A 15,741-nucleotide genomic window follows, 5' to 3' on the forward strand; every position below is an offset into this window, starting at 1 on the left:
GCCCTGCTCTGGTTCCAGTCTGATCGCGCCGGATCAACCCCGGTGCCACATTTCCTCAAGATTGGCTCAGGATTGCGGCCGGACACGTGCTCATAATGAACCATGTGGATCGGTTGGATCGAATTCGATGTGCTCCTGGGCGATGTCCACAGCCTGAAGGAGAAACGCTCGCTCGTGCGGCCAGTCATTGCTGAACTCAAACGTCGCTTCGAGGTATCCGCAGCGGAGACCGGGTTGCAGGACCAATATCGCCGGACCTTGCTGGGCGCGGCATTGGTGGCGCCTGACCGCGCGCACCTCAAGGAAGTGCTCGACGCCGTTGAACGGTTCGTTGCCGCCCGGCCTGAGCTTGAGCTGCTGAGCGCAAGGCAACGCGAGCTGCATAGCGAGGACTAGGCGTACACAAACCCGGGGGTTAGTAGCCCATGACCGCCAGCCGCGTTGAATCCAGGTGGGCATCGATCGCTTGATGTGCGGCGTCCAGGCTCCGGCTGCGCAGGGCATCGACAATCAGCTGATGCTCGCGGAGCACGTCCCCCGCACGGTCTGTCCCCTGTGTGACAGCGCGGACACCAATCCTGAGTTGCCGCTGCCGAAGGGAAGCGTAGAAATCGGCCAGGATGGGGTTTCCTCCGGCACGGACCATGAGCGTGTGGAATTCGGTGTCCAACTCAATGAACCGGGCGGGGTCGTCCTTCGCTTCGTGCTGCTGGTCGATGATGCGTTGGAAGGCGTCGATCTGCCCATCCGGCATGCTGTCCAGCGCTGAGACGGCCCACTTCTCCACCACAGAGCGGGCCTGCAGGATCGCTCGGACATCGGGGTCCGAGATTGGCGGAACGTAGGCGCCTTTGTGTGGAATCCGTTTGACGAAACCCTCGGCTTCGAGGCGCAACAGTGCCTCGCGGACCGGTGTGCGCGAGGTACCGGTGGACTTGGCGAGGACCGCCTCGTTGAGGAAGGTCTCCTCGTCCCGCGGCAAGGCAGCGATATAGCTTTTCATCCACTGATAAGCCACTTCGGGCTGTGATTGGGCAGTGGGAGTCATCTGGATCATGGAGAGCCTTTCTCGCGAAGCCCAGTATACGAGTTGCATTCAGGACGGACCGGGACGCCCTCGAAAAAACTTCTTCGTCAAATGTAGACGGGTTGTATACAACTAGTCTACAGTGTTGTTCAGTGACTCCGCTCACGCAATTGGAACCCCTCAATTTCCTGGGATCGGCTTCGCTTCACTGGAAGCCCCGCCGCTCCCAACCGCAAAAGGATCCCCACAATGACCGATTTGAAGAAAGCAGAACTGAGGCAGCAGAAGCACTCCAGCCTGCCCGTGGTCGCTGCTTCGAGCCTGGCCGGCACGGCCGTCGAATGGTACGACTTCTTTCTCTACGGCACCGCCGCCGCATTGGTTTTCAACAAGCTCTTTTTCCCAACCTCTGACCCGCTTGTGGGCACCATGCTGGCGCTGGGAACATTTGCCGCCGGCTTCCTTGCCCGTCCGCTGGGTGCCATAGTCCTGGGGCACCTGGGCGATAAGCACGGCCGTCGCGCCACCCTGGTGGCCAGCCTCATGCTCATGGGCGTAGCCACCACGCTTATTGCGTTCATCCCTTCCTATGCAGCCATCGGCATCGCAGCACCGTTGCTGCTCTTGCTGCTGCGCCTGATCCAGGGATTCGCACTGGGCGGCGAATGGGGCGGGGCCGTTCTCCTCGTCTCCGAGCACAGCAATGACAGCGCACGGCGGGCGTTCTGGGCATCCTGGCCCAACATGGGTCCGCCGCTGGGCAACCTCATGGCCGCAGGTGTACTGGCAATCCTCGCCGCCACCATGCCCGAAAGTGAGTTCATTGCCTGGGGCTGGCGCGTCGCCTTCGGGCTGTCCGCACTGCTGGTCATCATTGGCCTCGTCCTGCGTCTTTACGTTCAGGAGACTCCCCTGTTCAAGGAAGCACAGCTGAAGCGCGAGGCCGAAGCCATCAAGGAACGGAAATTGCCCCTGGCCATTCTGTTCCGCCGCAACTGGCGCCAACTGCTCATCGCCACCGGCAGCCGCATGGGTGAGAACGCAGGCTTCTACATCTACTCGCTGTTCATCATCACCTACGTCACCCAGATCATGGGCTTGCAGCGGCAGACGGGCCTCACCGCCGTCATGATCGGCCAGGGCGTCGCCGTCGTCGCGATCCCCATCCTGGCGCTCTATGCGGACAAAGTGGGCCGGAAGCCGATCATGATCGGCGCTTCGATCGCCACCGTTATCTGGGCGTTCGCGTTCTTCGCACTGCTGAACACTGGCCAGGTGTGGGGCATCATTGCCGCCGCCGTCGGTGGCTTGTTGATCTTCGCCGCCTACAGCTCCGTGATCGGTGCGTTCTTCTCCGAGCTCTTCCCCACGGATGTCCGGTACAGCGGCACCTCGGTTGCCTACAACCTCGCCTCGCTGATCGCCGGCTCGCTGTCCCCCATCATTGCCCTGGCTCTCTACAGCGCCTTCGGCACCGGCTACGCGATCGGCATCTACCTCGCAGCGATGGGCCTGATCTCCATGGTCTCGGTCATGTTCGCCAAGGAGACCAAGGGCCTGCGGCTCAGCGACCTGGATGAGCAGAAATAATCCCTCGAAACCTGAAAGTAAGGAAACAACCATGAAAGTCGCACTCGTCCAGGTGGCCAGCCCGGATTCGGAAACCCGTGAGGAGCGGATCGATCGCGTGGAAGCGATTCTTCGCGGCATCGACGGTGCCGAGCTGATCGTCCTCCCCGAACTGTGGAGTGCCGGATACTTCCACTTCGATGAGTATCAGTCCCTGGCCGAGACCCTCACTGGCCCCACGGTGTCCATGTGCTCACGGGTGGCGGCAGAGCTTGGTGTGTACCTTCACGTCGGCAGCATCATCGAGGCCGGCGAGGACGGCCGGCTCAGCAACACGTCCATCCTGCTGGGACCGGACGGGAAAATCCTGCACACGTACCGGAAGATCCACGTCTTTGGTTACAAGTCCAAGGAAGCCAGCCTCCTTACGGCGGGATCCTCCCTGCCGGTGGTGGAGCTGCCGTTCGGAGCTACGGCCGGGATCACCTGCTATGACCTCCGGTTCCCTGGATTGTGGATGGAGCTGAGCACCCGGGGTGCGGAAATCGTCATCGTCCCTGCAGCCTGGCCCGCAGCGCGTCGCGAACACTGGCGACTACTCACAACGGCGAGGGCGCTGGAGCACCAGATCTTCGTCATTGCCTGCAACGCCGCAGGCAGCCAGGAAGGCGTGGAGCTCGGAGGACACAGCCGGGTGGTGGACCCGGCCGGCAACGTACTCGCCGAAGCCGGGGCCGGGGAATCGGTGCTTATGGTGGACATCGATCCGGATCAGGTCAAGGCCGTACGCACCGAATTCCCGGTTATTGGCGATCGGCTCGCGGCCTACGACGCCCTTGCCGTTTGACCAGTTTGGCCAGACTGACCCACGACGATTTAGGCAGCATTCAAGGAGACAGAATGGAAACAACAAGGCAAGTCCCACTCACCTTCAGGGTGGTGGGCACGGACAAGACAATCACGGTCTCGGACTTCCACGCAGTAGTGGCCGGCTACACCGGCAGGGATCCCAAGGCCGTGCAGCATCACATCGACGAGCTGGCAGCCATTGGCGTAGCTCCGCCGCCGGAAGTGCCCATGTTCTACCGGATGGACTCGCACCTGTTCGATACATCAGGCGAACACGACACCAGCAACAACCTGACCTCCGGCGAGATTGAGCCCCTCTACATTCGCCACGACGGCAAGTTCTACCTCGGCATCGGTTCCGACCACACGGACAGGGACATCGAAGCCCAGGACATCGGCGATTCCAAAAGGGCATGCCCCAAGCCCGTCGCCGCAGAGGTCATCGAAGTCCCCTCACTCGAGGACCTGGACCTTGACCAGTGCACCGCCCGCTCGTGGGTGGATGGCGAACTGTACCAAGAGGGTTCGTTGGCGGGCCTGCGCAAGCCGGCGGACGTCGTCGAAAAGCTCCTGGCGCGGACGGACATCGGTGACGCCGACTTCATGTGCCTGGGTGGCACTTTGCCACTGCTGAAGGGGAAGTTCGTTGACGGAACTTCCTGGAAAGTAGAGCTCTCGTTCCCCAATGGGACGAGAATCGAACACAACTACAAAATCAAGAAAGGCTCACTTCGATGAGAACCGGAAAGCAATACCTGAAGTCCCTGAACGATGGCCGGACGGTGATCCTCGATGGCGAGGTAGTTGGCAACGTCCTGGAACACCCGGCGTTCGCGAAGGTTGCCCAGACCATGGCTGAGCTGTTCGATATCGCAGCCGATCCCAGCAACGGCATGCAGTTCCATTCGGAAGAGATTGATGGACCCGCGAACCGCACCTTCGCTGCTCCGCGCACCCAGGAAGAGCTGGTCCTCCGGCGCCACGCCATCGAAAAGTGGGCCAAGCACACCCATGGCTGGGTAGGCCGTAGCCCGGACCACGTGGGTACCTTCTTCGCCGCCTTCGGCTCCCACGCGGACGTGTTCAAGAATGACGAGCGCGACTTCGCCGGCAACGTGGAGCGGTACTACAAGAAGATCCTGTCCGAAAACCTGTACCTTTCCTACGCGATCATCCCGCCGCAGGTCTCCCGCGCAACCACTGCGTCCGGTTGGGAAGGCGAATACCTGCAGGTCGGCGTCGTGCGTGAAACCGAGGAAGGCATCATCGTCCGCGGTTCGCAGATGCTTGCCACGGGCGCAGCGATTGCAGACGAAGTGTTCGTCACCTGCATCAAGCCGCTGGGTCCGGATGACGTGGACTTTGCCGTCAGCTTCGCCGTTCCCGTGGCGACTGACGGGTTGAAGCTGTACTGCCGCCGTCCGTTCGCGCCGGCAGCCACCAGCGACTTCGACTACCCGCTGACCAGCCACTACGACGAGCCCGACGCCTTGGTAGTTTTCGATGACGTGCTCATCCCCTGGGACCGCGTGTTCATCAACCGGAACATCGATACCCTCCGGCGCCAGTTCTTCGATACCGGTGCCCACGCATTGGGAAACTGGCAGGCCCAGATCCGGTTCTCCACCAAGCTGAAGTTCATTGCTTCTGTTGCCCGCAAGGTCACCCAGGTGAACGGCACGGACAAGATCCCCGGAGTCCAGGAGAAGCTTGGCGAGCTCGCCGCGATCGTCCAGTCCGTTGAATCGGCAGTTCTTGCGGCCGAATACACGGCAACGGTTGACGACGCCGGCATGGTGGTTCCCGGGAAGAGCGCCCTTTACGGGGCCATGGGTCTTCAGTCCGAGACATACCCGCGGGTGATTTCGATCCTTCGCGACCTGGTTGGTGGTGGCGTGCTGCAGCTACCGTCCAGCGTTGCCGACATGACCAGCAGTGTGACCCGTCCGGACATGGAACGCTACGTGCAGTCCCCTGGTGTTGCCAGCGAAGAGCGCGTGAAGCTGTTCAAGTTGGCTTGGGACATCATCGGCTCCGAATTCGCCGGCCGCCACCAGCAGTACGAAATGTTCTACGCGGGCGCCCCGTTCGTGGTCCGCGGAGCCTACACCTACCGGAACTACGGTTACGACGCCCTGGTGGCTGAGCTGGACAAGTACCTTGGTTCCTACAGCATCAACGGCCCAGTAGACGGCAGCGTCAACGGCATGGAAGGAGAATAGCCATGGCAAAGCCCGAATTCGAGTTCACCCCCACCTCATCGGTGGACTTTGCTCCCTGCAACCCGCACATTGAGGGCCTGTCCGAGGCCATCCTTGCCCGGGATTCAGACAACGACAGCGTCACGCGCATCCTCAAGTTCGAGCCCGGCACGGACACTTCGCCCAACGGCGTCCTGACCCACGATTTCTGGGAAGAGGTCTTCATCTTCGAAGGCTCGTTCGTGGACCAGCGCCTGGGCAGGACCTTCAAGGCCGGCGACTGGGCCACCCGCCCGCCGGGCATGGAACACGGTCCGTGGGTTTCCGAATCCGGGGCCAAGATGTTCGAGGTCCGGTACTACACCGATCCGGTACAAGCCGAGCGGAGCAACTGACATGAGCCTCGCACCGCTCTTCACTGTTCCCGATGCCATGGGAATGCGCCGCGCCATGGGCCGCTTCCTCACGGGTGTCGCCGTGGTCACCACCAAGCACGAGGATGAGCTGTACGGGATGACCATCAGCTCGTTGACCTCCATCAGCTTGGAACCGCCCATCCTTATGATCTCGCTGAACTTCGGCACCCGGACCGGTGAGGCGTTGATCGAGAGTGGCAAGTTCGCCGTCTCGATCCTTGGGGCCAAGCAGGAGTCGATGGCGCGACGCTTTGCGGTGCGAGGCGGCGACCGTTTCGGCGACGGCGAATTCGACGTGACCGAGAATGGACTTCCTGTCATCAAGGGCGCCCTCGCCCAGGCTGATTGCACCGTTGTGCAGCAGTACGACGTGGGAGATCACCAGGTCTTCTTCGGCCAGGTCACCACGTGCCGGGACCGGGACGGCGAGGTGCTCGCGTTCAAGGCGGGCCGCTTCGGCTCGTTCTCCGACTTCGGCCACGCGGAGATCCCCTGGATGTTCTGAGTTAGGTTTTTAGGAGCCGTCGCTTCCTGACCTTCTTTGAGGCGCGAACGCCCCGACACGCCGCTAATTGCGGCGCGTCGGGGGCGTTCCGTCTTCAAAGAAGGTCAGCACCGTACAGGCGCTGCTACTTCGAGGTGCCCTGCGAGACCGAACCCTGCAGCTGACGCTGGAAGATGACGTAGACGATCAGGACCGGAACCACCGTGACAGTGACTGCCGCGAAGAGTGCCCCGAAGTCCACGGCGTATCCCATCTGGCCGGCGAAGGCCGCGAGGCCCTGCGAGAGAACGCGCGGCCCGGCAGCGTTGATGGACACAGGGATGAGGAACTGGTTCCACAGGCCCAGGAAGTTGAAGATGGCAACCGAGGCGAGGCCCGGCTTGGCCATCGGCAGCATGACCTGGAAGAATGTCCGCCACTCCCCTGCGCCGTCAAGTGCTGCTGCTTCAGTGATTTCGTGCGGCAGCGACTTGAAGAAGGAGAACAGGAAGAACACTGTGAACGGCAGCGCGAACCCTACGTACACGATGATCAGGCCCGGCAGGGTGTTCAGCAGTCCGATGTTCTTCAGCACGAAGAACAGCGGGACCATGGCGAGGAAGATCGGGAACGTCAGGCCGGCCAGCATGAGGTAGTAGATCGCCCGGCTGCCCGGGAACGTGTACCTCGCCAGGACGTAGGCGCACATTGCACCGAGCACCATGACGATCACCAGTGCCGAACCCACCACAACCACCGAGTTCAGGAAGTAGTTCCCGATCCCGGCCTCACTCCAGGCCTTCACGTAGTTATCGAACCGCCACTGCGAGGGCAAAGCGAACGGCGAGGCAAAGATCTCGCTTGATGTTTTGAAGGACGACATGAACGTCCACAACAACGGCAGGATCACGATGAGCGACCAAATGGTCAGTGCCGTGTGGGAAATTGCCCCCACCAATTTGTCCCCGGGCGTAGTGGCGGGTTTGCGCGGCTGGAAATGCAGCGACTTCATTTCAGGGGTTGAGACTTTTGTTGTCATTAGATGCTCACGTCCTTGTCGCCACCAGTGAGCCGGTTAATCACGAACACCAGGCCGGAGAAGATCAGGGTTGCCACAGCAAGGACAACGCCCATGGCGCTGGCGAGTCCGAATTGCCCCTTGCTGAAGGCCGTGAAGAACAACTGCTGTGCCATCACGAGCGTCGAGTTGTCCGGGCCGCCGCCGGAGTTCAGTGCCGCCATGTAAACGAACGCATCGAGCGCCAGGATACCCATATAGATATAGGCGGTCTGGATGTTGTCCCTGATCAGCGGGATGGTAATGGACACGGCGGTACGGAGCCTTCCCGCGCCGTCGATCCTTGCGGCCTCGAACAGCTCAGCAGGAATGCCCTTGATACCGGCCACGAAAAGGACCATGTAGAAGCCAACGAAGCCCCAGACAATCACGAACATGGTGGCAATCATGGCCGTGTTTTTATCGCCGAGCCACGCGAAGCTCTTGAACTGGTCCAGGCCCATGCCGGTCAGGATCCCGTTGAGCAGGCCGCCGGACGGATCATAGATCTGGCCCCACATAATGCCGATTGCAATGGCAGGAATGGTGTACGGGAAGAACGAAACAACACGGTAGAAGCTGGAATTGCGCAGGCCCTTGATCTGGCCCTTGCTGCTCCCGCCAACGGTCACCATGGTAGCGAGCACCAGGCTCAGGATGATGGTGACGATTGGCAGCACGATGACCAGGAGGATGTTGTTCCCCATGGCCTTCATGAAGATGTCGTCCGAGAAGATCCGGGCGTAGTTCTCAAAGCCGATGAAGTTCTGTGTGGGCGAAAAACCCGACCAGTCCGTCAAGGAATATCCGAAGGCCTGGATGAACGGCCAGATCACGAACAAGAGATAGATCGCCAGCGGCAGGCCAAGGAACACCGCGAAGAAGCTGACCTTGTCCCACGTCAGCGGCTTGCGCCGGCGCCTCACCACAACCGGTGGGGCCATGGCCGGAACGACGGCGGCCAGGCCGTCGTCGTTCCGGCTCTGCTTGGTTTTCACTACCGTCACTTCACTTCAATCTTCTTGACCGAGCTGTCATTGCGGACCTTGTCGGTGATGTTCTGCAGGGCCGAGGTCAGCGTCGGGACATCCGACTTGCCATCGAGGAAGGTGTTCCAGACGACGAGCTGGTCCTTGTTGGTGCCGTAAAGGTCGATGAAGTTCCAGGTGTAGATGTTCTCGCCTGCATCGCCGAGCAGCTTTGTCTGCGAGACCAACGCCGTTGAACCGAAGCCATCGGCCGGGACGGTGTCCTTGACGATGGTGGGAGCAAGCTTGGTCTTGGCGAAGTTGGTAGCAGCTTCCTTGGAGAGCATGACGCGGAGTAGTTCCTTGCCGCCGGCAACGTTCTTGCCCTGGGAGGGAACCACGTAGGGCTCGCCTGCTGCACTGTGCAGCGAGGCGTACGGCTTTTTGGGGCTCGCACTCACTGAAGGCACCGGCGCGCCCGTCATCTTGAAGTCCGCCTTGGTCTGGTCCTTCATTTCGTTTTCGATCCACGAACCGGACGGGTAGAACACTGCTTCCTGGGCGTTGCTCCACTGGGCCTGGGCTGCCGTGAACTGCGTTCCGGAACCGCCGGGCTTGAAGTAGCCCGCCTTGACGATCTTGTCCAAAGCGGTGAAGACCGACTGAATGGCCGGGTGCGACCAGCAGTCTGCCTTGAGGTTCTCCAACGCCAGCCGGACGTCGTCGCCACCTTCCTTGATAGCGGAAGCGATCGCCATTTCCTGGTAATACGTGGCAGCTTCCTTGCCCCAGAGGAACAGGTACTTGCCCTTGGCCTTGGCCTGCTCGCCGAGCGCGTACATTTCATCCCAGGTCTTGGGGACGGTCCAGCCGTTTTCCTTGAGCAGGGAGTCCGAGTACCACATGGCGTAAACGGTGAGCACATAGTTCAGGGCGGCCAGCTTGCCCTCGAATGTCCCGGGAGCGAGCACGCCGGTGTACAGGGTGTCCTTGATGACCTTGCCTTCGAGGTTCTTGGCCTCCACCACGCTGGTGAGGTCCTCAAGCTGGGCCAGGATGGTGCTGAAGCCAATGGCCTTGGCACCGGAGTTGTCGATCAGGTCCGGCGGGTTGCCACCGACGAAGCGCGGCTGGAGCTCCTGCGCGATATCCGTGGACGGGGCGATCTTGGCGGTCGAACCCGAGTGGGCCTTTTCGAAGGCCTTGCCGGCGAAATCGACATAGTCGATGCCGTAGCCGCCCTTGAAGATCACGGCGTCAACGGTGGACTTGTCCGCCATGCCAAAAGGGTTGGTGTCGGAGACGGCGCCCGTTGGGCCGGCAGTGGTACCGCCACCACCTGCTGCACATGACGCAATGGATCCCCCCATGGGGACGAGCACCGCAGCTGCGAGTGCCCCGCGGAGGAATCCGCGGCGGCCAAGGGACTGGTGCTGAACGTTCATTTTCGTAACCCTCCAGTGACTCGAAATGTCGACTGTTGCGGCAGGCGGCCGGAAAGTCGGACAGTCTGGGTTGGCCACTCTGCAGCGCCAACCTTCGTGTGACATACTTCACCACGAATGATCGAAAATCAATATTTCTCGGTAGTTTCGATCAACATTTGTCAAAGCGTGATCTTCTACGGACCCTCCGCAAGGGCTTTTCCACACTCGGTAATCGCTTCCCGCGCGAGCAGCTTTTGCCGCTCAGTTCCCAGTCGTTCCGCCCATTGTTCGGCCAACTGGAACTCCACCATGGCCTCGGTGAAGCGCCCGTTACCGTGCAGAAACCAGCCGAGGCTTGCGTGCAAAACAATCATCCATCGATTGGTTCGCTCATGATGGGCCGTGGACGCATATTCGAGGGCGCTGCGCATCCAGGCTTCGGCGTGGGCGGCGTCCGCAATGGAGAGCATGTGCAGCGCGTCCACAGCCAGGAATTCCTCACCAAGGTGGTCAGCCAGCTCCGCCGCCTGCTCCAGGAGCGGCACTGCCATCGCAGCGTGCCCGCCGGCATTCAGAACCCGGCCGCGCTCCAGGAGGACGCGCACGCCCACGGTGGGTTCGTCGCCGTCGATGCCGTCAAGGAGCGCATCGGCTTCATCCAGCCGGCCCTGCAAACCGATGGCCCGGCCAAGCTGGGTTGCCAGCTCAGCCCGGTCATCGACGTCGTAGATTTCCTCCAGCATTGCTGCACGAAACCTGGCTTCGGACGCTGCCGGATCGCCAAAGTTCCATAAGTGGTCCAAAGTTCCCTGATCCAGCATCAACCCGCTCCTGACCAGCCTCAGCTGCGCCCGTTGGCTTGCACTATCAATCTAGCCCCATGTCAGCGGCGTGGGGAGGGAGGGTGCGATGCCGTGTCAGGCCCGGGGCATTCCGGCTTCAGAGGCCGGGGCGGTTGACGAGCCGCGCCCAGCCGAGCTGTTCCTGCTGCTTGCGGCTCAGCGTAGCCACCACCAGATCATAGGAGTCCTCCACCATGTCCCGGATCATGTCATCGGGAAGGGCTCCATCCAACCGGACACCATTCCAATGGGTCTTGTTCATGTGCCAGGCACCAGTGATCTCGGGATGCGCTGCACGGAGTTGCTCGGCCAACGCGGGCTCGCACTTCAGGCTCACCGACCAGTTGTCAGGATCCATGGCGGAGAGCGCGAACATCTTGGCCTCGTGCCGCGCTCCACCCGCGACGGCGGCACGCACCTTGAACACGGACGTTTCAGGTCCGAACGGGAAGTCTTCAAAGGCCCCGGGAAAGCCCAGGCAGATCTGGCGGAGCTGGGAAACATCCATGGAGGTGAGCTTACCCGGCCCACTTTTTCGGCGCTGACTTCGTCCCCGTTTCGATGGGCCGCTGCGCACTCGATGGTAGGAGTCGTCTAACGCGCAGCGGATCATCTAAAGGGGCAAACGGGCACCCCTACGCCACGCCCAGGAAGTCCTCCAGCAGCACCACTTCCAGGCCCGCGGCCAACTGTGCAGCACGGAACGCAGCGAGGTCCGCGGCGAACTCGGCACGGAAATGCATCAGCACGATGTCGCCGGGACGCAGTGAGTTACCAACCTGGTAGTCCATTTTTCCGGCGTTCGCCTTGGCCTCCCACGTGATGACCGCCTTCATTCCAGCGGCGGCAACCGCCTGGCGCATGACGTTGGAGTAGGCTCCGCCCGGGGGTCTGAACAGCGTGGGACGCCGACCGTAATGCTGGAAAGCATAGTCCTGCATGCCCACGATGTCGTTCAACTGCTGCTGGTAGCCCCACTGCCGCACCATATTGATGTTGTGCGTAACGGTGTGGTTCTCCACGAGGCTGCCTTGGGCCTTGAAGGCGTCGAAGAAGGCGGGGTTGTCCGCGATCGTGTTCTTGGTCAGGAACAGGGAAGCCGGGTAGTCGTAGTCGGTCATGAGCTTGACCGATTCCGGAGTTTTGATGTTGCCGTCGTCGATCGTCAGGAACACTACCGGGTGCTTGGTCTCGATCTTGGTGATCACTGGCGCAAGGCCGCCAACGATCGGCGGCAGCTGGTAGTCCGGGATGAACGTTCGCCGGATCCGCTTCGTGGCGGTGGGCGTTGGGGTTGGCGCTGCACTGTACGACGGCGGCACCTCACCACCCACCGACAGCCCACCGTTCGGGCCGGGCACCTCGGGCGATGCAGACGCGGAACCAGGCGGCAGCTCCGACGTCGTGGTTTCAGGTGCTGTGGTTTCAGGTGCAGCGCAGGCACTCAAACCGGCAACGAGCGAAGCGCCGAAGATCCCTAGGACGGCCCGCCTGGCTGGTGTGGAAGCTGGTGTGGAAATGGGCACCGCTGAATGGTCGCCACACATGGCCGTCCCCCAAGGCTAAAAGAATGAGTCAGCTGCAGATTAGCAAAGGAATCACCTTGGGGATTACAGGCCGTAATGCCAGCCTTCGCGCGCCGGGCAGGAATTGACCACGACGTCCAGACCTGCATCGCGTGCACGCTGCACGGCGTCGTCGTCAAAGACGCCCAGCTGCAGCCACACAGCCTTGGCACCGATGGCGATTGCCTGATCAATAACTGCGCCCACCCGCTGGGAGTTGACGAAGCAGTCCACGACGTCGATGGGGTGTTTCTCGGCCGGAATATCCGCGAGCGACTTGTATCCCTTTTCGCCATGGACATCCTCGCCCTTGAGGTTCACGGGGATGATCTCCATGCCCATGCGATCTCGAACGTACAAGGAGACGTCGTATGCGGAGCGCCACTCATTGTTGCTAAGGCCAACGATTGCCCAGCATCCTTTTGTTCGCATCAATCGTTCCACCACGGCCGGATCGTTGACATGCATCATGAAGCAAGCTTAGTGTCCCGTGCCCCTCAACCACTGTTTCAGCTTGTCCACGAAGGACTGGAACTGTTCGTGAGCCGGCTTCTCGCCCAGCGATGGGAGTGCCTGGCTTGGTTTATCACCATGGGCGGGGGCGGGCTTGGCCGTTCTAGTCGGCGCGGCGGTTGGTTCAACAGCGTCGGGGAGCGTTGGCTCAAGCCCGGCCTGCCCAAGCTTTGCCTCAAGCTTTGTCTCCCGAGGCTCGGCTTCGGCGGGCTTCGCCTTGCCGGCACGGGGAGGCTCGCCGGCTGCGCCCGAAACCGGGACGTTTCCGACGTCGGCCGCCTGCGCTCCAGGCGCTGGCTGCACTCCAGGTGCTGGCTGGACAGGCGCTTGGCCTGACGGCACAGCGGCGTCGGAAGTATCCGGAGTTCCGGGCACCGCAGGTGATTCGGTGGCTGGCGGGAGGGCAGCGGGATCCACTGAGGGCGCTGGTTCGGTGCTGACCTTCGGAGCATCAGGCGTGGGCAGTGCGGGCGCTGCGGTCGAAGGTTGCGGAGCGAACTTGCCCAGCAGTTCATCCACGAACGTAGGCGTGCGGGTGAAACCTGAGCTGGCAGCGGCCACACCACTCACGCCGAGTCCCATGGCCGCAACAACGGCAACGCCCACCACAGCCGTGCGGTGCTTGTGTCTCCAACGGCGCTTGCTGACTTCATCGTGAGGTCCAGCGAACATCGCGGCCAAGGCATCGCTCGGAGCAGGTGCCGGGAGGTCCGCGAAGGAACGCATGGAGAGCAGTGCGTGCCGAAGGCCGGGCGCGTCAGTGGACCCGGCGTCGAGCAGGAGCTCGTCGACGATATCTTTGCATTCCATATCCCTGTATGTCATGAGGACACGTATTCCTTTACTGCCGAATGCTCACGGAGCGTCATCAAAGCCCTGCGCTGCAGTTGCTTTACCGCGCCGGCGGATTTCCCCATGATGTCGGCCACCTGCTCCACGGTCAGGCCTGCCACGATCCGGAGGGCCAGGACCTCCCGTTGATCGTCCCCGAGGTAATCCAGGAGCTTCATGACCTCTTGGGGAGCCAGCAGGCCCATTGCCTCTGATTCTGCAGAAACCGATTCGCGGGGATCGCGCTCCGGCTCGAACTCGTGGTGTTCCGGGGCCCTGCTTTGCTTCCGATGCTCATCTACCATGCGGGCGTGGGCCACGGAAAAAACGAAGGTCCGTAGTCCGCCTGCTCCTCCCCGGATCTCATCCAAACGGGGCAGGACCGCGAGGAACACGTCCTGAGTGATGGCCTCGGGATCTGAGACGCCTTTAGCGGTCAGGTAGCCGAGAACCGGTCCGGCGTACGCCTGGTAGACGGCGCTGAACAGTTCCGCGTTATTGCCCTTGAGCGCATGAAGCGCTTCGTCGGTCAATGCGTCGGTCACGGTAAAGAGACTTTCGATCGGCGGCAGGTCCGGGCTTGGAGCCAGGTCGTCCGCCTTGGCTCGACGGGCAACCCACCAAGGGTATCTGCTCAACCGGGCCACCCCAAGGATGGCCCCTCATGTCCCTCAAAATCTCATCAGGAAAGAGAAGAACCGAGCTGGAACATGATGGGGGACAAATTCCAGCTCGGCCCTTTCAAAGACGTAATCGTCGGGGTACCCCAAAGGGTTACGCGAGGTACGAACTTTTTTGAAAAACTTTTTCGTGGCACATCAACGCGACCACTGATCTCTGGACTCTGCCCACATAATCACTAGGCTGAGAAAGACCAATTCCGAGTTCCAAAGGAGAGATGATGACGCTTCCTCCGACTCACGAACCTGAGCCGTTCCCGCCGGAACCGGGACCGGTCCAGCCACCACCGGATCCCACTACCCCGTTCCCGCCCAGCCCTATTCCGGATCCAAATCCGACGCCCGGGCCGCTTCCGGTTCCGGATCCTGGTCCCGTTCCACCACATCCAGACCCAACACATCAGCCGGATCAGCCGCCAAGTTAGGCTGGTTTTGGATTAAACGAGTACGACGGCGGCCGTCACCTACCAGGGTGATGGTCGCCGTCGTCGCCGGTTCCGCTCTGCTAGCCGACCGCCCTCTTAATGAGTTCGACGATCGTTGCTTCAAGCTCCGGGGTGAGCTCAGTCAGGGCATACGATGTTGGCCACATGCTGCCGTCGTCGAGCATCGCACTCTCTTCGAAGCCGAGAGTGGCATACCTGCTCTTGAACTTGTCGGCGCTCTTGAAGAAGACGATGTTTTTCCCGTCCTTGGCATACGCCGGCATGCCGTACCAGGTCTTCGGGGAAAGCTCAGGCGCGTGCTCCCGGATCAGCGCGTGGAGTCGCTGCGCAATGGCCTTGTCTGCTGGCGGCATCTCGGCGATCTTTGCCAGGACGTCGCTCTCACCGTCGGCTTTGGAAGCCTTCCTGGTCTTTTTGAGCTCCTGCGCACGCTCCTTCATCGCGGCGCGTTCGTCCTCGGTGAATCCGTCGTAGGACTTGGTAGTTCCGGTCTCCGTCATGGCAGGCCCCTCTCGCTGCTGGAAATCTTTCGGATATTTCAACGATAGATCCGGGCCCATCGCCGGGCTTCTTCAAAACTGCTCAAATCCCTTGATCTTTTCCTGAGCAAGTGTTGATGGATTGCAGGAGTGGTTCTTGATCCGGGCCCGGCACAGTGTTTCTTGTCAGCCACTCAGGGCCGGCAGAAACGGCCGGCCGGAAGCGGTGGCCTCCCGAAAAGGACACTGATTCCCATGGCCATCAGCCTCAAGACCACCTCCGGCAAGGTCCTCGCTTCCGTCGCACTGCTCGGCACCGCAGCCGCCGTCGCCGGCATGGGAACCTACGGCGCGTTCACCTCCTCCACCTCGGCCAGCCAGCAAGTC

18 protein-coding genes are annotated in these 15,741 nt (G+C 61.4%); 7 read left to right on the forward strand and 11 right to left on the reverse strand.

The window, feature by feature from the left end; translation table 11 throughout:
• Positions 1 to 102 precede the first annotated feature (102 nt).
• Positions 103 to 396, forward strand: coding sequence for a DUF503 domain-containing protein (locus AC1DD7_RS07940; protein ID WP_224094124.1), 294 nt, complete (start codon positions 103 to 105; stop codon positions 394 to 396).
• A gap of 19 nt (positions 397 to 415) precedes the next feature.
• Here the strand turns inward: AC1DD7_RS07940 and AC1DD7_RS07945 are convergent, their stop codons facing one another.
• Complete coding sequence (locus AC1DD7_RS07945) at positions 416 to 1,057, reverse strand: GntR family transcriptional regulator (RefSeq protein WP_477514516.1); 642 nt, start codon at positions 1,055 to 1,057, stop codon at positions 416 to 418.
• A gap of 219 nt (positions 1,058 to 1,276) precedes the next feature.
• Between AC1DD7_RS07945 and AC1DD7_RS07950 the strand changes: the two genes are divergently transcribed.
• Genes AC1DD7_RS07950 through AC1DD7_RS07975 form a run of 6 tightly spaced genes read left to right on the forward strand, consistent with a single transcriptional unit; the run spans position 1,277 to position 6,567 of the window.
• Entirely contained in the window at positions 1,277 to 2,617 is a 1,341-nt protein-coding gene (locus AC1DD7_RS07950) for an MFS transporter (RefSeq protein WP_477514517.1), read from the forward strand.
• Positions 2,618 to 2,648: 31 nt separating this feature from the next.
• A complete protein-coding gene (locus tag AC1DD7_RS07955; RefSeq protein WP_477514518.1) occupies positions 2,649 to 3,443 on the forward strand; it encodes a carbon-nitrogen family hydrolase in 795 nt (264 codons plus the stop codon).
• Between the two features lie 53 nt (positions 3,444 to 3,496).
• Positions 3,497 to 4,183 carry a DUF2848 family protein gene (locus tag AC1DD7_RS07960; RefSeq protein WP_477514519.1) on the forward strand — a complete coding sequence of 229 codons (687 nt, stop codon included), beginning with the start codon at positions 3,497 to 3,499 and terminating at the stop codon, positions 4,181 to 4,183.
• Entirely contained in the window at positions 4,180 to 5,667 is a 1,488-nt protein-coding gene (locus tag AC1DD7_RS07965) for a 4-hydroxyphenylacetate 3-hydroxylase family protein (protein WP_477514520.1), read from the forward strand. Before AC1DD7_RS07960 ends, AC1DD7_RS07965 begins: the two co-directional genes overlap by 4 nt.
• A 2-nt stretch (positions 5,668 to 5,669) precedes the next feature.
• A complete protein-coding gene (locus AC1DD7_RS07970; RefSeq protein ID WP_431118088.1) occupies positions 5,670 to 6,041 on the forward strand; it encodes a cupin domain-containing protein in 372 nt (123 codons plus the stop codon).
• Position 6,042: 1 nt separating this feature from the next.
• On the forward strand, positions 6,043 to 6,567 hold the full coding sequence (locus tag AC1DD7_RS07975; protein WP_477514521.1) for a flavin reductase family protein: 525 nt from the start codon (positions 6,043 to 6,045) through the stop codon (positions 6,565 to 6,567).
• A 124-nt stretch (positions 6,568 to 6,691) separates the two neighbouring features.
• Here AC1DD7_RS07975 and AC1DD7_RS07980 read toward each other — a convergent pair whose 3' ends face one another.
• The 10 genes from AC1DD7_RS07980 to AC1DD7_RS08025 form a co-directional block, all read right to left on the reverse strand.
• Positions 6,692 to 7,585, reverse strand: coding sequence for a carbohydrate ABC transporter permease (locus AC1DD7_RS07980; RefSeq protein WP_477514522.1), 894 nt, complete (start codon positions 7,583 to 7,585; stop codon positions 6,692 to 6,694).
• Positions 7,585 to 8,610 (reverse strand): carbohydrate ABC transporter permease, encoded by a 1,026-nt coding sequence (locus tag AC1DD7_RS07985; protein WP_431118084.1) that lies wholly within the window; start codon positions 8,608 to 8,610, stop codon positions 7,585 to 7,587. Before AC1DD7_RS07985 ends, AC1DD7_RS07980 begins: the two co-directional genes overlap by 1 nt.
• Entirely contained in the window at positions 8,607 to 10,016 is a 1,410-nt protein-coding gene (ngcE, locus tag AC1DD7_RS07990) for an N-acetylglucosamine/diacetylchitobiose ABC transporter substrate-binding protein (RefSeq protein WP_477514523.1), read from the reverse strand. Before ngcE ends, AC1DD7_RS07985 begins: the two co-directional genes overlap by 4 nt.
• Before the next feature lie 176 nt (positions 10,017 to 10,192).
• Positions 10,193 to 10,819, reverse strand: coding sequence for a hypothetical protein (locus AC1DD7_RS07995; protein WP_477514524.1), 627 nt, complete (start codon positions 10,817 to 10,819; stop codon positions 10,193 to 10,195).
• Positions 10,820 to 10,937: 118 nt separating this feature from the next.
• Positions 10,938 to 11,348 (reverse strand): MmcQ/YjbR family DNA-binding protein, encoded by a 411-nt coding sequence (locus AC1DD7_RS08000; protein WP_431118080.1) that lies wholly within the window; start codon positions 11,346 to 11,348, stop codon positions 10,938 to 10,940.
• A 127-nt stretch (positions 11,349 to 11,475) separates the two neighbouring features.
• Positions 11,476 to 12,366 carry a polysaccharide deacetylase family protein gene (locus AC1DD7_RS08005; protein WP_477514525.1) on the reverse strand — a complete coding sequence of 297 codons (891 nt, stop codon included), beginning with the start codon at positions 12,364 to 12,366 and terminating at the stop codon, positions 11,476 to 11,478.
• A gap of 84 nt (positions 12,367 to 12,450) precedes the next feature.
• Positions 12,451 to 12,876 carry a CoA-binding protein gene (locus AC1DD7_RS08010; RefSeq protein ID WP_216922015.1) on the reverse strand — a complete coding sequence of 142 codons (426 nt, stop codon included), beginning with the start codon at positions 12,874 to 12,876 and terminating at the stop codon, positions 12,451 to 12,453.
• A 9-nt stretch (positions 12,877 to 12,885) separates the two neighbouring features.
• The gene (locus AC1DD7_RS08015) at positions 12,886 to 13,743 is read right to left on the reverse strand and encodes a hypothetical protein (protein ID WP_477514526.1); all 858 of its coding nucleotides are present in this window, start codon (positions 13,741 to 13,743) and stop codon (positions 12,886 to 12,888) included.
• Positions 13,740 to 14,294 (reverse strand): RNA polymerase sigma factor, encoded by a 555-nt coding sequence (locus AC1DD7_RS08020; RefSeq protein ID WP_477514538.1) that lies wholly within the window; start codon positions 14,292 to 14,294, stop codon positions 13,740 to 13,742. The genes AC1DD7_RS08015 and AC1DD7_RS08020 overlap by 4 nt, the downstream gene beginning before the upstream one ends.
• A gap of 640 nt (positions 14,295 to 14,934) precedes the next feature.
• Positions 14,935 to 15,375, reverse strand: a complete 441-nt coding sequence (locus tag AC1DD7_RS08025) for an iron chaperone (protein ID WP_477514527.1) — start codon at positions 15,373 to 15,375, stop codon at positions 14,935 to 14,937.
• Between the last annotated feature and the right edge of the window lie 366 nt (positions 15,376 to 15,741).

Source organism: Paenarthrobacter sp. 10L412 (assembly GCF_056395565.1).